Source organism: Pseudomonas sp. rhizo25, assembly GCF_031931935.1.
Classification (GTDB): domain Bacteria; phylum Pseudomonadota; class Gammaproteobacteria; order Pseudomonadales; family Pseudomonadaceae; genus Aquipseudomonas; species Aquipseudomonas synxantha.
Genome location: NZ_JAUJXA010000004.1, coordinates 479,502 through 499,480, shown reverse-complemented (window position 1 = coordinate 499,480; position 19,979 = coordinate 479,502). Strand labels below are relative to the sequence as shown.

Annotated in this window: 16 protein-coding genes; 13 read left to right on the top strand and 3 right to left on the bottom strand. The window is 60.9% G+C overall.

The window, feature by feature from the left end:
- Positions 1 to 137 precede the first annotated feature (137 nt).
- Together QZR30_RS12040 and QZR30_RS12035 are read right to left on the bottom strand one after the other, a co-directional pair.
- Positions 138 to 674: an NUDIX hydrolase gene (locus tag QZR30_RS12040; protein ID WP_046070723.1), complete on the bottom strand. Its 537-nt coding sequence runs from the start codon at positions 672 to 674 to the stop codon at positions 138 to 140.
- 2 nt (positions 675 to 676) lie between these two features.
- On the bottom strand, positions 677 to 1,744 hold the full coding sequence (locus QZR30_RS12035; protein WP_046070722.1) for a DUF2333 family protein: 1,068 nt from the start codon (positions 1,742 to 1,744) through the stop codon (positions 677 to 679).
- A 298-nt stretch (positions 1,745 to 2,042) separates the two neighbouring features.
- Here QZR30_RS12035 and QZR30_RS12030 point away from each other — a divergent pair, with 298 nt between their 5' ends.
- The 13 genes from QZR30_RS12030 (at position 2,043) to QZR30_RS11965 (ending at position 19,096) form a co-directional block, all read left to right on the top strand.
- Complete coding sequence (locus QZR30_RS12030) at positions 2,043 to 3,713, top strand: response regulator (protein ID WP_046070721.1); 1,671 nt, start codon at positions 2,043 to 2,045, stop codon at positions 3,711 to 3,713.
- A 53-nt stretch (positions 3,714 to 3,766) separates the two neighbouring features.
- Positions 3,767 to 5,728: a methyl-accepting chemotaxis protein gene (locus tag QZR30_RS12025; RefSeq protein ID WP_311903343.1), complete on the top strand. Its 1,962-nt coding sequence runs from the start codon at positions 3,767 to 3,769 to the stop codon at positions 5,726 to 5,728.
- Between the two features lie 296 nt (positions 5,729 to 6,024).
- Positions 6,025 to 6,480: a type II 3-dehydroquinate dehydratase gene (aroQ, locus tag QZR30_RS12020; protein WP_046070719.1), complete on the top strand. Its 456-nt coding sequence runs from the start codon at positions 6,025 to 6,027 to the stop codon at positions 6,478 to 6,480.
- Positions 6,481 to 6,504: 24 nt separating this feature from the next.
- A complete protein-coding gene (accB, locus tag QZR30_RS12015) occupies positions 6,505 to 6,969 on the top strand; it encodes an acetyl-CoA carboxylase biotin carboxyl carrier protein (RefSeq protein WP_056847064.1) in 465 nt (154 codons plus the stop codon).
- 17 nt (positions 6,970 to 6,986) lie between these two features.
- Positions 6,987 to 8,348 carry an acetyl-CoA carboxylase biotin carboxylase subunit gene (accC, locus tag QZR30_RS12010; protein ID WP_046070717.1) on the top strand — a complete coding sequence of 454 codons (1,362 nt, stop codon included), beginning with the start codon at positions 6,987 to 6,989 and terminating at the stop codon, positions 8,346 to 8,348.
- Between the two features lie 277 nt (positions 8,349 to 8,625).
- Complete coding sequence (prmA, locus tag QZR30_RS12005) at positions 8,626 to 9,504, top strand: 50S ribosomal protein L11 methyltransferase (RefSeq protein ID WP_311903342.1); 879 nt, start codon at positions 8,626 to 8,628, stop codon at positions 9,502 to 9,504.
- A gap of 30 nt (positions 9,505 to 9,534) precedes the next feature.
- Complete coding sequence (locus QZR30_RS12000) at positions 9,535 to 10,800, top strand: DUF3426 domain-containing protein (RefSeq protein WP_056847065.1); 1,266 nt, start codon at positions 9,535 to 9,537, stop codon at positions 10,798 to 10,800.
- A 185-nt stretch (positions 10,801 to 10,985) separates the two neighbouring features.
- Complete coding sequence (gene dusB / locus QZR30_RS11995; protein ID WP_046070714.1) at positions 10,986 to 11,999, top strand: tRNA dihydrouridine synthase DusB; 1,014 nt, start codon at positions 10,986 to 10,988, stop codon at positions 11,997 to 11,999.
- The gene (fis, locus tag QZR30_RS11990) at positions 11,996 to 12,316 is read left to right on the top strand and encodes a DNA-binding transcriptional regulator Fis (protein ID WP_043049474.1); all 321 of its coding nucleotides are present in this window, start codon (positions 11,996 to 11,998) and stop codon (positions 12,314 to 12,316) included. Before dusB ends, fis begins: the two co-directional genes overlap by 4 nt.
- Positions 12,317 to 12,397: 81 nt before the next feature.
- Positions 12,398 to 14,005, top strand: a complete 1,608-nt coding sequence (purH, locus tag QZR30_RS11985; protein ID WP_046070713.1) for a bifunctional phosphoribosylaminoimidazolecarboxamide formyltransferase/IMP cyclohydrolase — start codon at positions 12,398 to 12,400, stop codon at positions 14,003 to 14,005.
- A 149-nt stretch (positions 14,006 to 14,154) separates the two neighbouring features.
- Positions 14,155 to 15,447, top strand: a complete 1,293-nt coding sequence (purD, locus tag QZR30_RS11975; RefSeq protein ID WP_046070712.1) for a phosphoribosylamine--glycine ligase — start codon at positions 14,155 to 14,157, stop codon at positions 15,445 to 15,447.
- Positions 15,448 to 15,564: 117 nt separating this feature from the next.
- Complete coding sequence (locus tag QZR30_RS11970; protein ID WP_046070711.1) at positions 15,565 to 18,336, top strand: hybrid sensor histidine kinase/response regulator; 2,772 nt, start codon at positions 15,565 to 15,567, stop codon at positions 18,334 to 18,336.
- Positions 18,337 to 18,499: 163 nt separating this feature from the next.
- On the top strand, positions 18,500 to 19,096 hold the full coding sequence (locus QZR30_RS11965) for a MarC family protein (protein WP_003171467.1): 597 nt from the start codon (positions 18,500 to 18,502) through the stop codon (positions 19,094 to 19,096).
- Here the strand turns inward: QZR30_RS11965 and QZR30_RS11960 are convergent.
- Complete coding sequence (locus tag QZR30_RS11960) at positions 19,093 to 19,872, bottom strand: hypothetical protein (protein ID WP_056847069.1); 780 nt, start codon at positions 19,870 to 19,872, stop codon at positions 19,093 to 19,095. The genes QZR30_RS11965 and QZR30_RS11960 overlap by 4 nt on opposite strands.
- Between the last annotated feature and the right edge of the window lie 107 nt (positions 19,873 to 19,979).

Here is a 19,979-nt window from a genome sequence, read left to right as displayed (position 1 = left end):
GACGGTGACCGACCGCGAAGCCCCACTCAGGCAGGGGCAGCGCTACCGAACCGCAAAATGGTTCGGGTGAAAAGGCGCGCAGTGTAACGACAAAAAGCCCGGTTGCTAAGAGCCAAATGGCGCCAATTTATGCAACTTTAGCGACGCGAGGCCAGATAGCGCCGCAGACCTTCTTGGGCGTCCGGGCAGTAGGGCTTTTGTGCGGCCTCCTGCTGGATGGTTTCGATGGTTAAAAACCGTGCTTCCATCACCTCTTCGGGCTGCAACCGCAGAGGCCCATCCCACACCGCGGAGTAAGATTTGCACCAAAGCCGGCTGTCACCATCTTCGAAATAGAAGTGGTCATGCTCGATCAATGGCACACCGCTGACACCCAGCTCTTCTTCCAGCTCTCGGGCTGCCGACAACGCGTAAGACTCACCGGCCGCCACCATGCCGCCCGCCGCCGTATCCCAGAACCCGGGATACAACGCCTTGCTCAAGGTGCGCCGATGCACGCACAGCTCGCCTTGGGAATTGAACAGGAAGATAAAGGTGCAACGGCCGATCAGGCCGAGCTTACGAAGGTCAGACCTGACGCGGTGGCCAAGCAGATTGTCCTGCTCGTCGACCCAGCAGATCAGTTCAGCGTCGGAAGCCGCACGGTGTGCGGCTTCCCTGGAGGAAGCATCCATCATCAACCCTGGTTGAGGAGCTGACGCAAATCGATCACTGCAGCGTTTGCCCGGGAAATATAGTTGGCCATCACCAGCGAATGGTTCGCCAGTACACCGAAGCCACTGCCATTGAGAATCATAGGACTCCAAACCGGTTCCTGCGAGGCCTCCAGCTCACGAATGATCTGGCGCACGCTGACGGTGGCGTTTTTCTTGGCCAGCACGTCAGCAAAGTCGACTTCGATGGCGCGCAGCAGATGGGACAGGGCCCACGCCTGGCCACGGGCTTCGTAGAACACGTTGTCGATCTGCATCCATGGGGTTTCCACCACTTCCTCATCGACCTGCGGCACTTCGCCCGGCGCCAGCGCCTCGGTTTTCAGTGCAGTGTTCAGCTTGACCCGACCCACGCTGGCCGACAGGCGTTGGGATAAGGAGCCCAAACGGGTGGCGACATCGCCCAACCAGTTGTTCAGGTTATCGGCACGCGCATAAAACAGCGCGCCGCGCTGGTTCGGGTCAGACAGGCGCGCTTCGTAGCGGCTCAAGGAATTGATGCCTTCCTGGTATTCCGACTCACTGGATGGCAGCACCCAGCTCTTGTTATCAAAGTTGAAGCGCGGCTCAGCCTTGGCCAGATCGGCGTCTTCAGCCGACTGCGACTGTGAGCGGGCAAAATCTTTACGCAGGGCACGGGTCAGGTCACGGACCTGCACCAGCACGCCATATTCCCAGCTCGGCATGTTGTCCATCCACAGGCCAGGTGGGAAACGATCATTGGAAATGTAGCCGCCAGGCTTGTTCAGCAGAGTGCCGACCACGGTCTTGAGGGTCTCGACGGTGGTGTAGCCCACCACCATCTGCTTGCCTTCCTTCTCGGCGGCAAGCTGGGCGTTTTGCTGGACCGGAAACAGCGCCGGCTCCTGGCTCCAGTACCAACCCAGGCCACCGGTGACCAGCAGGTACAAGCAGATCACGCTGAGCAAGGCTCGGCTCATCAGCAGGTTGCGAAAATAGCTGCGGTTGGCCGACTTGGGCTCAGGGGCGGGGCCTTTGGCACTGCCTGCACGGTTTTTCCAGTCCAGCATGGCGATATCCTTTCAATCACTTGAGTTCATGCACGTCAATTGTCCGGGTGCGTTCACACACTCCGACCACAACCCTACCCCATCGTGCCCATCGGTGCGGGGCTTTTCCGCGAAAGTGGCGCACAACGGCGATTCGACTATAAAGGATGCACGCTTTTTACGCTGTGCGACCAGCAGGTCGATAACCGAATGCCGGGCGCACGTACTTAATTGACGTATGACACTCATGCAATAGACAAGAGGTGCTAGCATAGAGCCATCAGTCGACCTCAGCATGCACCCTCACAGTAGTCAGGATATGACCGAGCCAGAAGACCCCAGCCGCGAGCGGCTCAAGCAGCATTTTGCCCAGCGGGTAATTCATCAGGCACGTCAAATTCTTGAGATCTGGCAGCGCCTGCAGCGTAGCGAATGGTCCAACGCCGATTTCTCCGAGCTCAGCGAAGCCAACCTGCGCCTGCTGCGCTTTGCCGAGCGTTTCGAACAGCCCGAACACAGCCAGCTGGCCCGGCATATCGGTGAATCCCTGCAAGCCGTGGACGAAAACCGCGGCCGCCTGAGCAGCCAGTTGATTACCGAGCTCAACCGCTTGATGCAGCGCTTGTCGCGCACCGGCCTGCGCCAGGGAGATCAACTTGAGCAAACCTTCCTGCCGCCGATGCGCAAGCCCATCTACGTGATGCTCGCTGACTATGATCGCGCCGAGCGCCTGGCCAAGCAGCTGGAATTCTTTGGCATGAGCGCCCAGTCCCTGGACAGTGTCGCGGCCTTTCGCGCTTCCATGGCCGAGCGCCTGCCGTCAGCGATTGTCATGGATGTGGACTTCTGCGGCACTGGCCTGGGCCTCAAGCTCGCGGCCGAAGCCCAGGAGGGCCTGGAACAAAAGCTGCCGCTGCTGTTTTTCAGCCTGCACGAAACCGACACCCCGACACGCCTGGCCGCCGTGCGCGCTGGCGGCGAGGAATTCCTCACCGGCACCCTGGAAGCCTCCAGCCTGCTGGAAAAGATCGAAGTGCTCACGTGCATTGCCCAGTACGAGCCGTACAAGGTGCTGATCATTGATGACTCGCGGGCCCAGGCGCTGCATACAGAACGCCTGCTCAACAGCGCCGGCATTGTCACCCGCACCTTGATCGAACCGATCCAGGCCATGGCCGAGCTGGCGGATTTCCAGCCCGACCTGATCATCCTCGACATGTATATGCCTGCCTGTACCGGCACCGAACTGGCCAAGGTGATCCGCCATAACGACCGCTATGTCAGCGTGCCGATCATCTACCTGTCGGCCGAAGACGACCTGGATAAACAACTGGACGCGATGAGTGAAGGCGGCGACGACTTCCTCACCAAACCGATCAAGCCGCGCCACCTGATCACCACCGTGCGCAACCGCGCAGCGCGCGCGCGTAACTTGAAGGCACGGATGGTACGCGACAGCCTGACCGGGCTATACAACCATACGCATATCCTGCAATTGCTCGAAGACTGCAGCTTCCGCGCCCGCCGCGAAAACAAGCCGCTGAGCTTTGCCATGCTGGATATCGACCATTTCAAGCGGGTCAATGACAGCCACGGCCACCCCATGGGCGATCGCGTGATCAAGAGCCTGGCGCTGTTTCTCAAGCAGCGTCTGCGCAAGACCGACTATATAGGCCGTTATGGCGGTGAAGAATTCGCCATCGTCATGCCCGACACCGACCTGGAATCGGCCTGCAAGGTGCTGGACGATATCCGCGGGCGCTTTGCAGAAATCCACTACCCCGCCCAACCCCAGGATTTGTGGTGCACCTTCAGCGCCGGCCTGGTGGAGCTGTGCGACGACTCCGACAGCCTGATGATGGCCGCTCAGGCCGATGAAGCGCTGTACCGCGCCAAGGGCGCCGGGCGTAACCGTGTACAAGCGGCTCGCACATCAAAGCAAAGTGCCATCTTTTCACCAGAATCCACCGAATCGGTCATAACTCTGTAACGCAGGCGCAATAACTTCAGGCACTTATCTTTTGCCGTCGGTTGAAACCCTGCATGCGCCTCAAGCTGCTGACCAATCTCAATACCCTTCTGCTGGTCGCCGTTTGCCTGGCCCTCGGCGCGACGCTTTGGTGGTCGCAACGGGCGCTGGAGCGTCCGTATTTATTGATGGAGCGCTACCTGGGCCTGTCCCAGGTGTTTCAAAACCAGGCTGCACGTAATATCGACGACTACCTGGCCAGCGGCGATGCCCTGCGCCTGAGCGCTGCCAGCCAGAGCCTGGAATGCCTGTTGCAGCAACTCGCCGAGCTGCCGGCCGAGCTGGCGCAAACCCTGCGCCCCAGCCTGGCGGACCTGGAAACCTTCAGCAAGACAGACCTTCTGGCCGCCGGCAAACTGGCCGGCGACCCGCAAGCGCTGCTGTTGCAGGCCGAACGCGAACTGGGGGCAAACCTGGAGCAACTGAGCCAATACGCCAGCAGCGTCAATAGCGCCGATGCAGCGCGCTACCTGCCAGCGCTGCTCGCCGCCTCGCAGCATCTGGGCAAGCTGTCCCTGGCCCGGGACAAGCTGGTGAGCAGTGGCCGCGCCGAGCTGGCCGATGAGGTGGAACGAGAGATCGCCAATATCCGCACCCAAGCCGACCTGCTGGGGCAATTGCCGTTGCTTGGGGTAAAGGCCAGCGCCGAATCCAACACCGACGATTTCTCTGCACTGATGGGCCTGGAAAACACCGAAAAAACCGAAGCCCAGGACACTGGCGTCGACCTCAAGCGCGAACTCAACAGCCTGCTGACCCGCTACCCTGCCGAACTCCAGCGCACCCGCGAGCAGATCCAGCAACGCGCCGACCTCGCCGCCGGCACCCAGCTGAAAATCGCCAGCGTGCAGCAAGCCATCGCCGGCCTGGAGCCGGTGGTGCGCGCGCAACACGCCAGGATCCAGGGCGAAGTACGCGTCATCCAGGGCGTTATGATTGGCCTGATCCTGCTAATCGCCCTGCTGATCGACACCCTGCAACGCCGCCTGGCTCGCGTACTGACCAACCTGGCACCGGCCTTGTCTACCTGGGCCGAAGGCGACTTCAGCCAGCCCATTGCCTTGGGCAGGACCAACCGTGAACTGCACGCTATTGAAGCCTCCCTCAACCGTTTGCGCGCCTACCTGGTGGACCTGGTGGGCACCATTCGTGGCAACGCCGAAGAAGTCGCCGGCAGCAGCCGCGCCCTGGCCGAACTGAGCAGCGGCCTGCACGACGGCGCCGAACGCCAGGCCGGCGACACCGCGCAGATCCGTGATTCCCTGGGCGAACTGGAAGCCACCATCCAGCAGGTAGCCGGTGATGCCAGCCAGGCCGCCGGCGCCAGTCGCAGCGCCGGCCAGGCGGTGGAGCAAGGCCAGCGGGTGATCGGCCTGAGCCTGACCGGGCTGCATGCCCTGGTGGGTGAAGTGCAGCAAAATGCGCAGATGATCGAGAAACTCGCAGAAGAATCCGCCACCATCGGCGGTGTGCTTACGGTGATTCGCTCGATTGCCGACCAGACCAACCTGCTGGCCCTTAACGCCGCCATCGAAGCCGCCCGTGCCGGTGAAGCCGGGCGTGGTTTCGCCGTGGTGGCCGACGAGGTTCGCTCCCTGGCCCAACGCACCGCCGGCGCCACCGCCGAAATCCAGGGCCTGATCGCCGGCCTGCAAACCGCCGCCCATCAATCGGTGCAAGGCATGCGTGCCCAGGTCGAACACGCCGAAGCCACCGCCCAGCAAGCCCAGGCGGCGGATGGCGCGCTGGATGAAATCGTCGGGGCGATCCAGACGATTTCCGAGACTGCGGTGCGCATCGCCGATGTGACCGCGCAGCAGAGTGGGGCCGTGAGTGAGATTCGCGATAACAGTGAGCGGATTCATCAGTTAGGTGAGGACAACCTGCTACGTATCGGGCAGGGGCGCAGCCAGGGTGAACACCTGCTGGTGCTGGGTGGGCAGCTCAACACTGCCGTACAAGCCTTCCGCGTCTGACCCGCTCTCCCGCCCTATGGAGATCAAATGTGGGAGGGGGCTTGCTCCCGATTACAGTGTGTCAGTCTCAATACCCGTAGCTGATCCACCGCTATCGGGAGCAAGCCCCCTCCCACATTTGATCTTCAGTGGATTCAAGACCGTGTCAGGCATGACTGCATCTTGGGCCGCAGTCACAAATTTTGCGCAATCCTCGCTAATCGTGCTGCCTACTGCATAGAACTGGACAGTCACAAAGGCTTTGCGGCATAGTCGCCGGGTTCTGCCGCACCCACACCCATAACAAGGAACAGCCGATGGCGACCTTACTGGTTCTTCACGGACCCAACCTGAACCTGCTTGGCACCCGCGAACCGGGCGTCTACGGGGCAGTGACCCTCGACCAGATCAACCTTGACCTGGAAAAACGGGCCCGTGAAGCCGGCCACCATTTGCTCTACCTGCAAAGCAATGCCGAGTACGAATTGATTGATCGCATCCATGCCGCGCGTGGCGAAGGTGTGGACTTTATTCTGATCAATCCCGCCGCTTTTACACACACAAGCGTTGCATTACGTGACGCGTTGCTGGCGGTGAGCATCCCATTCATCGAAGTGCATTTGTCCAACGTGTACAAACGCGAACCTTTCCGCCATCACTCTTACTTCTCCGACGTAGCGGTAGGAGTGATCTGCGGCCTTGGCGCCAGCGGTTACCGACTGGCCCTGGAGGCCGCCCTGGAACAGCTTGAAGAACAGGCCAAGCGCCCCTGACCGACCCTTGGGAGTTGATGATTCATGGATATCCGTAAAGTTAAGAAACTGATCGAACTGCTGGAAGAATCCGGTATCGACGAGCTGGAAATCAAGGAAGGCGAAGAGTCCGTACGGATCAGCCGTCACAGCAAGACCCCGGCCCAACAGTTCTACGCGCCGCAGATGCAAGCACCGGCTCCAGCCGCTGCCGCCCCTGCTGCCGCCGCACCCGCCGCTGCTGCACCTGCCGCTCCGGCCGCACCTGCGCTGAACGGTTTCGTGGTCAAGTCGCCCATGGTCGGTACGTTCTACCGCACCCCGGCACCGACCTCGCCAGCCTTCGTTGAAGTGGGCAAGACCGTGAAAGTGGGCGACACCATCTGCATCGTTGAAGCGATGAAGATGATGAACCACATCACGGCCGAAAAAGCCGGCGTCATCGAATCCATCCTGGTGGAAAACGGTCAGCCGGTTGAGTACGACCAGCCGCTGTTCACCATCGTTTGAACCGCGGAGCGCCTTCGATGTTGAAACCTGCGAAGAAACTGCAAAAAGTCCTGATCGCCAACCGCGGCGAGATCGCGCTGCGTATCCTGCGCGCCTGTAAGGAAGAGGGCATCAAGACCGTCGCTGTTTACTCGACGGCCGATACCGAATTGATGCACGTGAAACTGGCGGACGAAAGCATCTGCATCGGCCCGCCACTGGCCGCGAACTCGTACCTGAAAGTCTCGAACATCATCGCCGCGGCCGAAGTGACCGGCGCCGATGGCATCCACCCAGGCTACGGCTTCCTCGCGGAAAACGCCGATTTCGCCGAACAGGTGGAAAAATCCGGGTTTGCCTTCATCGGCCCGAAAGCCGAAACCATTCGCCTGATGGGCGACAAGGTATCGGCCAAGGACGCTATGATCGCTGCTGGTGTACCCACCGTGCCTGGCTCCGACGGCCCGCTGCCGGAAGACGAGGCAACCGCCCTGCGCATTGGTCGTGAAGTCGGTTATCCGGTGATCATCAAGGCCGCCGGTGGCGGTGGTGGTCGCGGCATGCGCGTGGTACACAAGGAAGAAGACCTGATCGAAGCCGCCAAGCAAACCCGCTCTGAAGCGGGCGCCTGGTTCGGCAACCCGATGGTCTACCTGGAAAAATACCTGACCAACCCACGTCACGTGGAAGTCCAGGTACTGTCCGACGGCCAGGGCCACGCCATCCACCTGGGCGACCGCGATTGCTCGCTGCAACGTCGTCACCAGAAAGTGTTGGAAGAAGCCCCGGCACCGGGCCTCGACGAAAAAGCCCGCCAGGAAGTTCTGGCACGCTGCGTCAAGGCGTGCATCGACATCAACTACCGTGGCGCCGGTACCTTCGAGTTCCTTTACGAGAACGGTCGTTTCTACTTCATCGAGATGAACACTCGTGTGCAGGTGGAGCATCCGGTTTCGGAGATGGTCACCGGTATCGATATCGTCAAGGAGATGCTGAGCATCGCCGCCGGTAACGTGCTGTCCTTCACCCAGGACGACGTGAAGATGCACGGTCACTCCCTGGAGTGCCGCATCAATGCCGAAGACCCGAAAACCTTTATCCCAAGCCCTGGCCTGGTCAAGCATTTCCACGCGCCAGGCGGCAACGGCGTACGTGTGGATTCGCACCTGTACAGCGGCTACAAGGTTCCGTCCAACTACGACTCGTTGATCGGCAAGCTGATCACCTGGGGCGCCACCCGCGACGAGGCCATGGCCCGTATGCGCAACGCCCTGGACGAAATCGTGGTCGACGGCATCAAGACCAACATCCCGCTGCACCGGGACCTGGTACGCGATGAAGGCTTCTGCGAAGGTGGTGTGAACATTCACTACCTGGAACACAAGCTGGCCAACCAGTAAGTGCTCCACCCAACAAAGCCGCCTTCGGGCGGTTTTGTTGTTTCTGCACACCTGTTTTCCAGGATGGACACTGTCCAAATGTGGGAGGGGGCTTGCTCCCGATTGCAGTGTGTCAGCCTCAGTATCTGTAACTGATCCACCGCTATCGGGAGCAAGCCCCCTCCCACATTTGGTCCGCGCTCATTCAGTAATGTCGTCTTCTGCCGTCCGCTCGCGTAAACTTGCGCGCTTTCGCGGCCTACTCGCTGCACATTCATTTTTTTCAAAGGTGCCCGCCATGCCTTGGCTGCAAGTCCGTCTCGCCATCAGCCCAGAACAAGCCGAAACCTACGAAGACGCGTTCCTCGAAGTGGGCGCCGTATCGGTGACCTTCATGGACGCCGAAGACCAGCCGATCTTCGAACCTGAACTCAACACCACGCCGCTGTGGTCCCACACCCATTTGCTGGCCCTGTTCGAAGACGGCACCGAAGCCGCCAGCGTTCTGGCCCATATGGAGCTGCTCACCGGCGCGCCGCTGCCAGAGCATCACAGCGAAGTCATCGAAGACCAGGACTGGGAACGCAGCTGGATGGATAACTTCCAGCCCATGCGCTTCGGCCAGCGCCTGTGGATCGTGCCAAGCTGGCACGCCGCTCCTGAACCCGAGGCGGTCAACCTGCTGCTGGATCCAGGCCTGGCGTTCGGCACCGGCACCCATCCCACCACTGCCCTGTGCCTGGAATGGCTGGACGGCCAGGACCTGACCGACTGCAATGTGCTGGATTTCGGCTGTGGCTCGGGCATCCTGGCGATCGCCGCCCTGCTGCTGGGCGCCAAGGAGGCCGTGGGCACCGATATCGATGTGCAGGCCCTGGAAGCCTCCCGCGATAACGCCGGGCGCAATCAAATCCCCGAAGGCAAATTCCCACTCTACCTGCCGGAAGATCTGCCGCAGGTACAGGCCGATGTGCTGGTTGCCAATATCCTCGCCGGGCCATTGGTTGCCCTGGCGCCGCAATTGTTCAGCCTGGTCAAGCCCGGCGGCCGCCTGGCGCTGTCGGGTATCCTCGCCGAACAAGGTGAAGACGTCGCGGCAGCCTACGCCCAGGACTTCGAACTGGACCCGATCGCCAACCGTGATGGCTGGGTACGCATCAGTGGTCGTCGGCGCTAGAATGAGCGCTTGCCTGAATCGGATGACCGCATGACCGACAGCTTCGTCACCCAGTGCCCGCACTGCCAAGCCCGTTTCCGCGTCAACCATGCCCAGTTGAGCGTGGCCCGTGGCGTGGTGCGCTGCGGCTCGTGCCTGCAAGTGTTCAACGCCGCTCGCCAGTTGCTCGAGCAACGCGCCCATGCGCCTGCACCGCAACCGGAGCTGCCGGCTGACGACGAGCCAGCCGATAGATCGACTGTCGAAGCGACACCCGAGCCAGCGCAGGCAATCAGCCAGAAGCAATGGGCGGCCCAAGCGCTGGACCTGGACAACCTGGACCTTGACCAGGAACTGGCCAAGCTGGAGCGTCGCGAGATCCAGCACACCCAGGCATTGGGTGCGGAACGTCGCCAACCAGGCGCCGAGCGTCGGCAAAAGGAAGAGTCCTTCAGTGCCAGCCGCAATACGGTCAAGGCGGAAGAAGAAAAATGGGCTGCCAGCCTGTTCAGCGAACCACCCGAGGAGCGGGCCCAGGTACCTGAAGACCTGGCAGAGCCGACCAGGGCACCCGCATCCAAACAGCGCACAGAACCATCCATGTCGGCCCATACCGACGACCTCGGCGACCAGCCGCGGCTGGACGCCGCCCCTGGCGATGACGACCGCGACCCGCCGCTGACACCTGTCACCGATGTGGAAGGTGAGCCTGAATCCGACGAGCGCCCACAGTCACGCCGCAAACGCCCGCGCCCAGAAGTCGCCTTACACGACGACCTGCTCCAGGACCTGGAAGACGATCCGCTGCACTTGTATGCGCAGAAACGTCCGTCGGGCTGGGGCCGCCGCTTGATCTGGATACTGCTGGTAGTGCTCGCCGCCGCAGCCCTGGCAGGCCAGTACATTGCCTACCAATTCGACGAACTGGCTCGTCAGGACGCCTACCGTCCGTGGTTCCAGGAACTGTGCCCGAAACTGGGCTGTACCGTGCCATCGCGGGTCGATATTGCCCATATCAAGAGCAGCAACCTGGTGGTACGCAGCCATCCGGAGTTCGCCGGGGCGCTGGTGGTGGATGCGATCATCTACAACCGTGCGACCTTCTCCCAGCCCTTCCCACTGCTGGAACTACGCTTTGCGGACTTGAACGGCAGCCTGATTGCCAGTCGTCGTTTCAAACCTGCCGAATACCTCAGCGGTGAGTTGGCCGGCGTCAGCGAAATGCCTTCGCAGACGCCGATCCACATCTCCCTGGACATACTCGACCCAGGTAACAAGGCCGTGAACTACAGCCTGAGCTTCCATTCGCCCGAGTGAACCGGCGCATATGTCGAGGTTTGACGGCGGATTATTGACTTTTGCGCCATCGACCAAACCGATGGCAATAAAAAAGCAACTGTTCAGATTTTATCCAATTCAGCCTTTAACCAGTCATCGAGAGCGGGTATCATGCCAACCCTTTTTCGAACTCTAATGATCCGGCCCCACAACAGGGAAGTCCTATGTCGGCGGTACGCATCGGCCCATACACATTGCAGAACGGCTTGATCCTCGCCCCGATGGCGGGCGTCACCGACCAGCCCTTTCGTCAGCTGTGCAAACGTTTGGGCGCGGGTCTAGTAGTCTCTGAAATGGTTACCAGCGACATGAGTCTGTGGAACACCCGCAAGTCGCGGATGCGCATGATCCACGAAGGTGATCCCGAGCCACGCTCGGTGCAGATCGCCGGGGGTGACGCGCAGATGCTGGCGGAGGCCGCCCGCGCCAATGTGGAGTTGGGTGCGCAAATTATTGATATCAACATGGGCTGCCCGGCCAAGAAGGTCTGCAACAAGGCCGCCGGTTCCGCCTTGTTGAAGGATGAGCAGTTGGTCGCCGAGATCCTGCAGGCCGTTGTCGCCGCAGTGGATGTGCCGGTGACCCTGAAGATTCGTACCGGTTGGGACCGGGACAACAAGAATGGCCTGACCGTGGCGAAGATCGCTGAACAGGCAGGTATTACAGCGCTGGCGGTGCATGGCCGCACCCGCGCCGACCTTTACACCGGTGAAGCCGAGTACGACACCATTGCCGCGATCAAGCAGGCCGTGTCGATGCCGGTATTTGCCAATGGCGACATCGACTCCGCCGAGAAAGCCCGGCGCGTACTGCACGCGACCGGCGCCGATGGTTTGTTGATTGGCCGGGCCGCCCAGGGGCGACCGTGGATTTTTCGTGAGATCGAGCATTTCCTGCGTACTGGCGAAGTATTGCCGGCACCGGGACTGAACGAGGTGGAACATATTCTGCTAGAGCATCTGGCCGCCCTGCACGCCTTCTATGGGGATGTGATGGGGGTTCGCATTGCTCGCAAGCATGTCGGCTGGTATCTCGCCACCTTGCCGGGCGCCAAGGAATTCCGCGCCCAGTTCAATCGTTTGGATGAAACGCAGGCACAGGTCGCCACCGTTCGTGAGTTTTTTGCCGAACGTGACAAGAGCCTGGGAACAGGGGATGGAGAAGGGGTGGCCGCATGACGACGATGACCGAGACTTTAGTGAGTGGAACAACACCCGTGAGCGACAACGTCAATTTGAAACAGCACCTCAATACGCCTAGCGAAGAAGGCCAGACCCTTCGCGGGAGTGTCGAGAAGGCGCTGCACAATTATTTCGCCCACCTTGAGGGCGCTTCCGTCACGGACGTGTACAACCTGGTGCTCTCCGAAGTCGAGGCGCCCTTGCTCGAAAGCGTGATGAACTACGTCAAGGGCAACCAGACCAAAGCCAGTGAGCTGCTGGGCCTCAACCGTGGGACCTTGCGCAAAAAGCTCAAGCAGTACGATTTGCTGTAAGCATTCAATCAAACCAGAAAGGCGCCCGCGTAAAACCGGTCGCCTTTTTTGCTGACTCCTTTGCTTTTGATGGAAATTGAAATGACCGACCAGACTACCCGCCTGCCGATCCGCCGCGCCTTGATCAGTGTTTCCGACAAGACCGGGATCCTCGAATTTGCCCGGGAGCTGGAAGCCCTGGGTGTGGAAATTCTCTCCACGGGCGGGACCTTCAAACTGCTGCAGGACAACGGCGTGGCCGCAGTAGAAGTGGCGGACTACACCGGTTTCGCAGAAATGATGGACGGTCGCGTCAAGACCCTGCACCCGAAAATCCACGGCGGCATCCTCGGCCGTCGCGGCATCGACGACGCCATCATGAACGAGCACGGCATCAAGCCGATCGATCTGGTGGCCGTCAACCTCTACCCGTTCGAAGCCACTATCAACAAGCCAGGCTGCGACCTGCCGACCGCCATCGAAAACATCGATATCGGTGGCCCGACCATGGTTCGCTCGGCTGCTAAGAACCATAAGGACGTGGCCATCGTGGTCAACGCCGGCGACTACGCCCAGGTTCTGGAAAGCCTCAAGGCCGGTGGCCTGACCTACGCCCAGCGCTTCGACCTGATGCTCAAGGCGTTCGAACACACCGCCGCCTATGACGGCATGATCGCCAACTACATGGGCACCGTGAACCAGGCGGCTGACACCCTGAGCACAGAAGATCGCAGCCAGTTCCCGCGCACCTTCAACAGCCAGTTCATCAAGGCCCAGGAAATGCGCTACGGCGAGAACCCGCACCAGAGCGCGGCGTTCTACGTGGAAGCCAAGCCTGCCGAAGTGGGCATCGCCACCGCGACCCAGCTGCAAGGCAAAGAACTTTCCTACAACAACGTGGCCGACACCGACGCTGCGTTGGAATGCGTGAAGAGCTTCGTCAAGCCGGCCTGCGTGATCGTCAAGCATGCCAACCCGTGCGGCGTCGCCGTCAGCCCGGACGCTGAGGGCGGTATCCGCCAGGCGTATGAACTGGCCTACGCCACCGACACCGAATCTGCGTTCGGTGGCATCATCGCCTTCAACCGCGAGCTGGACGCCGAGACCGCCAAGGCCATCGTCGAGCGCCAGTTCGTCGAAGTGATCATCGCCCCAAGCGTCAGTGAAGAAGCCCGCGCCATCGTCGCCGCCAAGGCCAATGTGCGCCTGCTGGCCTGCGGCGAGTGGTCAGCCGAGCGCGCAGCTGCCTGGGACTACAAGCGCGTCAACGGCGGCCTGCTGGTACAGAGCCGCGACATCGGCATGATCGGCAGCCAGGACCTGAAAGTGGTCACCAAGCGCGCGCCGACCGAGCAAGAGATCAACGACCTGATCTTCGCCTGGAAAGTGGCCAAGTACGTCAAGTCCAACGCCATTGTCTATGCCAAGAACCGCCAGACCATCGGTGTCGGTGCCGGCCAGATGAGCCGCGTGAACTCGGCGCGTATCGCCGCGATCAAGGCTGAACACGCCGGTTTGCAGGTGGTGGGTTCGGTCATGGCTTCCGACGCGTTCTTCCCCTTCCGCGATGGTTTGGACAATGCCGCAAAAGCTGGCGTGACCGCCGTGATCCAACCGGGTGGTTCGATGCGTGATGCCGAGGTGATTGCAGCGGCTGATGAAGCCGGCATCGCCATGGTCTTCACCGGTATGCGTCATTTCCGCCACTAACAGCACCGCTTCTCTACTGTAGGAGCGAGCTTGCTCGCGAAAAACTCAAAAACGCCACGGGGTGTCAGTTTCCCCTCGTCATCGTTGGCGATCTTCGCGAGCAAGCTCGCTCCTACAGAGAAGCACAGCGTTTCTCTGAGGTTTTTGAAATGAATGTTTTGATCATTGGCAGCGGTGGCCGTGAACACGCCCTGGCCTGGAAAGTCGCCCAGGACCCACGGGTCCAGAAAGTCTTCGTTGCCCCCGGGAACGCCGGCACCGCCATCGAAGCCAAGTGCGAAAACGTCGCCATCGACGTATTGGCCCTGGAGCAACTGGCAGACTTTGCCGAGAAGAACGTTTCCCTGACTATCGTCGGCCCGGAAGTGCCATTGGTGGCCGGCGTCGTCGACCTGTTCCGCAGTCGGGGCCTGGATTGTTTCGGCCCCACTGCCGGTGCCGCCCAGCTGGAAGGCTCGAAAGCCTTCACCAAGGACTTCCTGGCGCGTCACAAGATCCCCACCGCCGACTACCAGAACTTCACCGAGATCGAGCCTGCCCTGGCTTACCTGCGTGAAAAAGGCGCACCGATTGTGATCAAGGCCGATGGCCTGGCTGCCGGTAAAGGCGTGATCGTCGCCATGACCCTGCAGGAAGCCGAAGACGCCGTGCGCGACATGCTCGCCGGCAATGCCTTTGGTGACGCCGGTTCCCGTGTGGTCATCGAGGAGTTCCTCGACGGCGAAGAAGCCAGCTTTATCGTGATGGTCGATGGCAAAAACGTGCTGCCAATGGCCACCAGCCAGGACCACAAGCGCGTCGGTAACGGCGACAGCGGCCCGAACACCGGCGGTATGGGCGCTTACTCCCCGGCGCCGGTGGTGACCAGCCAAGTGCACCAACGCGTCATGGACCTGGTGATCTGGCCGACCGTGCGCGGCATGGCCGACGAAGGTAACGTCTACACCGGCTTCCTCTACGCCGGCTTGATGATCGATAAAGCCGGTAACCCGAAAGTCATCGAGTTCAACTGCCGCTTCGGCGATCCGGAAACCCAACCGGTGATGCTGCGCCTGCAATCGAGCCTGGTGCTGCTGGTGGAAGCTGCACTGGCCCAGGCGCTGGACAAGGTCGAAGCGCAATGGGACCCACGTCCCAGCGTCGGCATCGTGCTGGCTGCCGGCGGTTACCCTGCCGATTATGCCAAGGGCGATGTGATCGAAGGCCTGGACGCGGCCGCTGGCTTGGAAGGCAAAGTGTTCCATGCAGGCACCGTGCTCAAGGACGGCAAAGTTGTAACCGCAGGTGGCAGAGTGTTGTGTGCCACCGCGATGGGTGCCAGTGTCGATGCCGCGCAACAGCAGGCGTACAAGCTGGCCGCGAAAATCGACTGGAAAGGCTGCTTCTACCGCACTGACATTGGCTACCGCGCCATTGCCCGTGAACGTGGTGAGAACAGCTGAGCAGCTACACTTCAAGTAGCTATCCGTTCGGTTAGGTAAGGGCCTCTGGCCCTTGCCGTACACATGTCGCCCCGCGCATAGTTAACCCGTGCAATCAACCTACGAAGGGATTTCGCCGTGCGCTGGCTCAGGATCGCCATAGGTTTCACCGTCAGTCTGCTGACCCTGCTCTGCTTGTTCCCGGCCCAGGCCGCCGCGCAAGGCAGTGGTTGGGCAGTATTGCTTGACGAACAGGCCGACCTGCAACTGAGCGACATCCGTTCCGCCCGCTACACCAATCAATTCAGCCCCATCGAACTGGACCGGATCACTGCCGCGCAGCCGGACGGTGCGCTGTGGGTGCGCTTCAGGCTGCAACCGGGCAAGCACGAGCAAGTGCTGCGGGTCTTTGCGCCAGACCTGTCCAGCCTGAGCCTGTATGTGCTGGACGGCGACACCCTGGTAGAGCAACAGACCACCGGCACGCGCCAGCCCCAGTCTGAACGCCCGCTGCCCAGCAGCGACTTCATGCTGCCGATGCCCCAGAGCCCGCGCCCCCTTGAGGTGTACCTGCGGCTGGTCTCGGAACACGAGTTGCGCCCCTACATCACCCTGGAACCGGCCGTACTGGCTGCCGCCAACCAGAACCAGACACTGATCTATGGCTTGCTGTTCGGCGTGCTGCTGATGTTGATCCTGCACAACCTCACGCGCTTCGCCTACCATCGCTCGCGCAGCAGCCTGTGGCTGGCCGCCTGTGAACTCCTGTTGATGCTCAGCCTGGCGCTGCTCCTCAACCTGGTAGGGCCATGGCTGCCGAACTGGCATGCGATCCAGACACCCGGCGCATACCTTGCCCTGCTGCTGACCGCCCCCTGCGGCTTGATGTTTGCCTACCGCTTCTTCATGCCCCTGGGCCCGCACCCACTGAACAAACTGCTGATGGCCGACATACTGCTGATCGTGCTATCCGGCTTGCTGCTGTTGTTCGTCAATACCCTGCCACTGAATATCATCACCTATGCACTTGTGGCGCTGGCCGGCCTGAGCATGCTGTTTGTCTCGGCCTACCACTGGCAGCAAGGCTACCGCCCGGCGCGCCTGTTCGTGGCGGCGATGGTGGTGTTCAACATCGGCACGCTGATCATCCTGCCCGCCCTGCTCGGCCTGACACTGGTGGCGCCGCAAGGCTTGATCGTCACCCTGCTGGGCTTTATCTGCATCAGCGGCCTGCTAATGAGCCTGGCCCTTGGCGAGCGCCAACGCGCGATTGTCGAAACCCGCTTCAGCCTCAGCCGCGACCTGGCAGCCAGCAACGCCGAGATCGCCGCCAAGGCCGAGTTCCTGGCGAAGATCAGCCACGAGATCCGCACGCCCATGAACGGCGTGCTGGGCATGACCGAATTGCTGCTGGGCACGCCGTTGTCGGTCAAGCAACGCGACTACGTGCAGACCATCCACAGCGCCGGTAACGAATTGCTCACCCTGATCAACGAGATCCTGGATATCTCCAAGCTCGAGTCCGGCCAGATCGAACTGGATGATGTGCAATTCGACCTCAATGCGTTGATCGACGACTGCCTGAGTATCTTCCGCGCCAAGGCCGAGCAGCAGAATGTCGAGCTGATCAGCTTTATCCAGCCCCAGGTGCCGCGGGTGATCAGCGGTGACCCGACGCGCCTGCGCCAAGCGTTGCTGAGCCTGCTGGAAAACGCCCTGCACAAGACCGATGAAGGCGAAGTACTGATCGTTGTCGCCCTGGACGAGCGCAGCACCAAGCCACGCCTGCGCATTGCCGTGCAGGACAGCGGCCTGCCCATGGAAGCCGCCGAACGCGACGCCCTGCTGCACAGTGAACTGCACAGCAAGAACTTCCTCTCGGCGACGCGCTTGAGCGGCCACCTGGGCCTGGTGATCGCTCGTCAACTGATCCTGTTGATGAACGGCGAGTTCGGTATCAAGAGCGGCAGTCATCAGGGCAGCACCTTGTGGCTGACCCTGCCGCTGGACCCGGAACGCCTGGAACACCCGACCTCCGACCTCGACGGCCCACTCAAGGACGCGCGCGTGCTGGTGGTGGACGATAACGACACCTGCCGCAAAGTGCTGGTACAGCAATGTACCGCCTGGGGCCTGAACGTCAGCGCCGTGCCTTCCGGCAAGGAGGCCCTGGCCCTGTTGCGCACCAAGGCGCACCTGCGCGATTACTTCGACGTGGTGCTGCTCGACCAGAACATGCCCGGCATGACCGGCATGCAACTGGCGGCGAAGATCAAGGAAGACCCGAGCCTGAACCATGACATCCTGCTGATCATGCTCACCGGCATCAGTAACGCGCCGAGCAAAATCATTGCGCGTAATTGCGGGATCAAGCGCATCCTCGCCAAGCCGGTGGCCGGTTATACCCTCAAGACCACCCTGGCCGACGAACTGACCCAGCGCAGCAAAGGCGCGGCCTTTCCACGCCCCGTCCCCAGCGCACCGGCAGCCGTGAGCGTGCCCAGCGATTTCCGCATCCTGGTGGCCGAAGACAACAGCATCTCCACCAAAGTGATACGCGGCATGCTCGGCAAGCTCAACCTCAACCCGGACACCGCCAGCAATGGTGAAGAAGCGCTCGAAGCGATGAAAGCCCAGCGTTATGACCTGGTGTTGATGGACTGTGAGATGCCGATCCTTGATGGTTTCTCTGCCACGCAGCAACTGCGGGCGTGGGAAGTCAGCCACCAACGCGTACGTACGCCAGTGGTGGCGCTCACCGCGCATATCCTCTCGGAACACAAGGAGCGCGCACGCCAGGCCGGCATGGACGGACATATGGCCAAGCCGGTGGAGTTGTCGCAGTTGCGTGAGCTGGTGGACTATTGGGTAGCGCAGCGCCAACAGCGTCCGGAACATGCGCCCTCATGATCTAAAATGCGATCAAATGTGGGAGGGGGCTTGCTCCCGATAGCAGTGGGTCAGTCAGCATATTTGTTACTGACACAGCGCTATCGTGGGCAAGCCCACTCCCACATTTGATCTCTGCCGCCTGATAGACTGCCCACACTTCCACCGCCCGCGAGCCACCCCCATGCTCCATGTGTTATTCAGCGTTTACCTGAAGATGCTGGTGCTCTACAGCCCGTTCTTCGTGCTGTCCTGCTTTATCAGCCTGACCCGTGGTTATTCCAGCAAGGAACGTCGGCGCCTGGCCTGGAAGGTGGCCCTGGCGACCCTGGTATCGAGCGTGCTGCTCTACCTGTTCGGTCGGGTGATTTTCAGTGTGTTCGGCATTACCGTGGACGCATTCCGCATCGGCGCCGGCAGTGTGTTGTTCATTTCCGCCCTGGGCATGGCCCAAGGCAAGTCAGCGGTGCAGACCGACAACGTGCAGCAGGATGTAACCATCGTGCCGCTGACCATCCCCCTCACCGTCGGCCCCGGCACCATCGGCGCATTGCTGGTGATGGGCGTCAGCCAACCGCACTGGGATGACAAGCTCACCGCCATTCTCAGCATTGCCCTGGCCAGCCTCACGGTGGGCGTGGTGCTGTACCTGTCCAACCGTATCGAACGCATTCTCGGCGACCAGGGCTTGCAGATTGTCAGCCGCCTGATGGGCTTGTTCGTCTGCGCCCTGGCCGCACAAATAATTTTTACCGGTGTACGCGGCTACCTGGTGCCTTAGATCCGGTACTTGGCAATGGCCAGTTGCACTTTGTCGCCGGCGCTTTCACGCATCAGCTGGATGGTTTTTTCATTGACCACCGAGGTATTCAGTACCAGGCAGGTCTGCCCGCTGAATGCCTCGAACGACGAGCTGTCCCACTCCAGGAAGGGCACGCCCAGGTGTTTATCCACGCCGTGGGTGCTGTAGGTCACCAGCACCATCATCAGTTCACCGTTGTTTTCGGTACAGGAAGCCAGGCCAAAATCGCCGCCCTCCTGCACCGTCGTGTTGCGCTTGAACAGATCGAAACACGCCGGCCGCTGCTTTAACGCTTCCAGTGCATCCGCAGCCAACTTCGGCAAGGCGCTGACCAATGGCCCCGACAGCGACGTCGACGCCAGCATCGCAGCGATGATATTCAGGGCCGCCAGTTGCACCGTCAGGCCCTTGCCCGCACGCGAGACCCGCTCAAAACGACTGCGCACCGGCAACCAACCCAGACTGACCATGACCTTGATAAATTCGTCGTACCACGCCTCGGTCCCCCGTTGGACCTTCAACACATCGCTCACATAACTGCTGGCCAGCAGGTAGCTTTTGCGAATGTACTCGCGGTTCAGCGCAGACAGCCCCTCGGCAAACGAAATCACACTGTTGTTGACCACCGCCGCATTGCAGTCGTCCTCGCGATCCAACCTTGAAGCGAGCTGCTTGCCAGGGGCTCCCGGCAGCTTGTAGGCGGCAATCAATTTGCGCCTTTTTTTACTGTTGATCCTTCTGTGACGTCGCTCCATTTCCAGTTCTCCACAAGCACCCCCACATGGGGCTTACTTGCACCCTAGTCCAGTGCAGGGAGGGTTTTCCATGGGACAAACATTCCTTGGCCGCACCCACTAAAAAC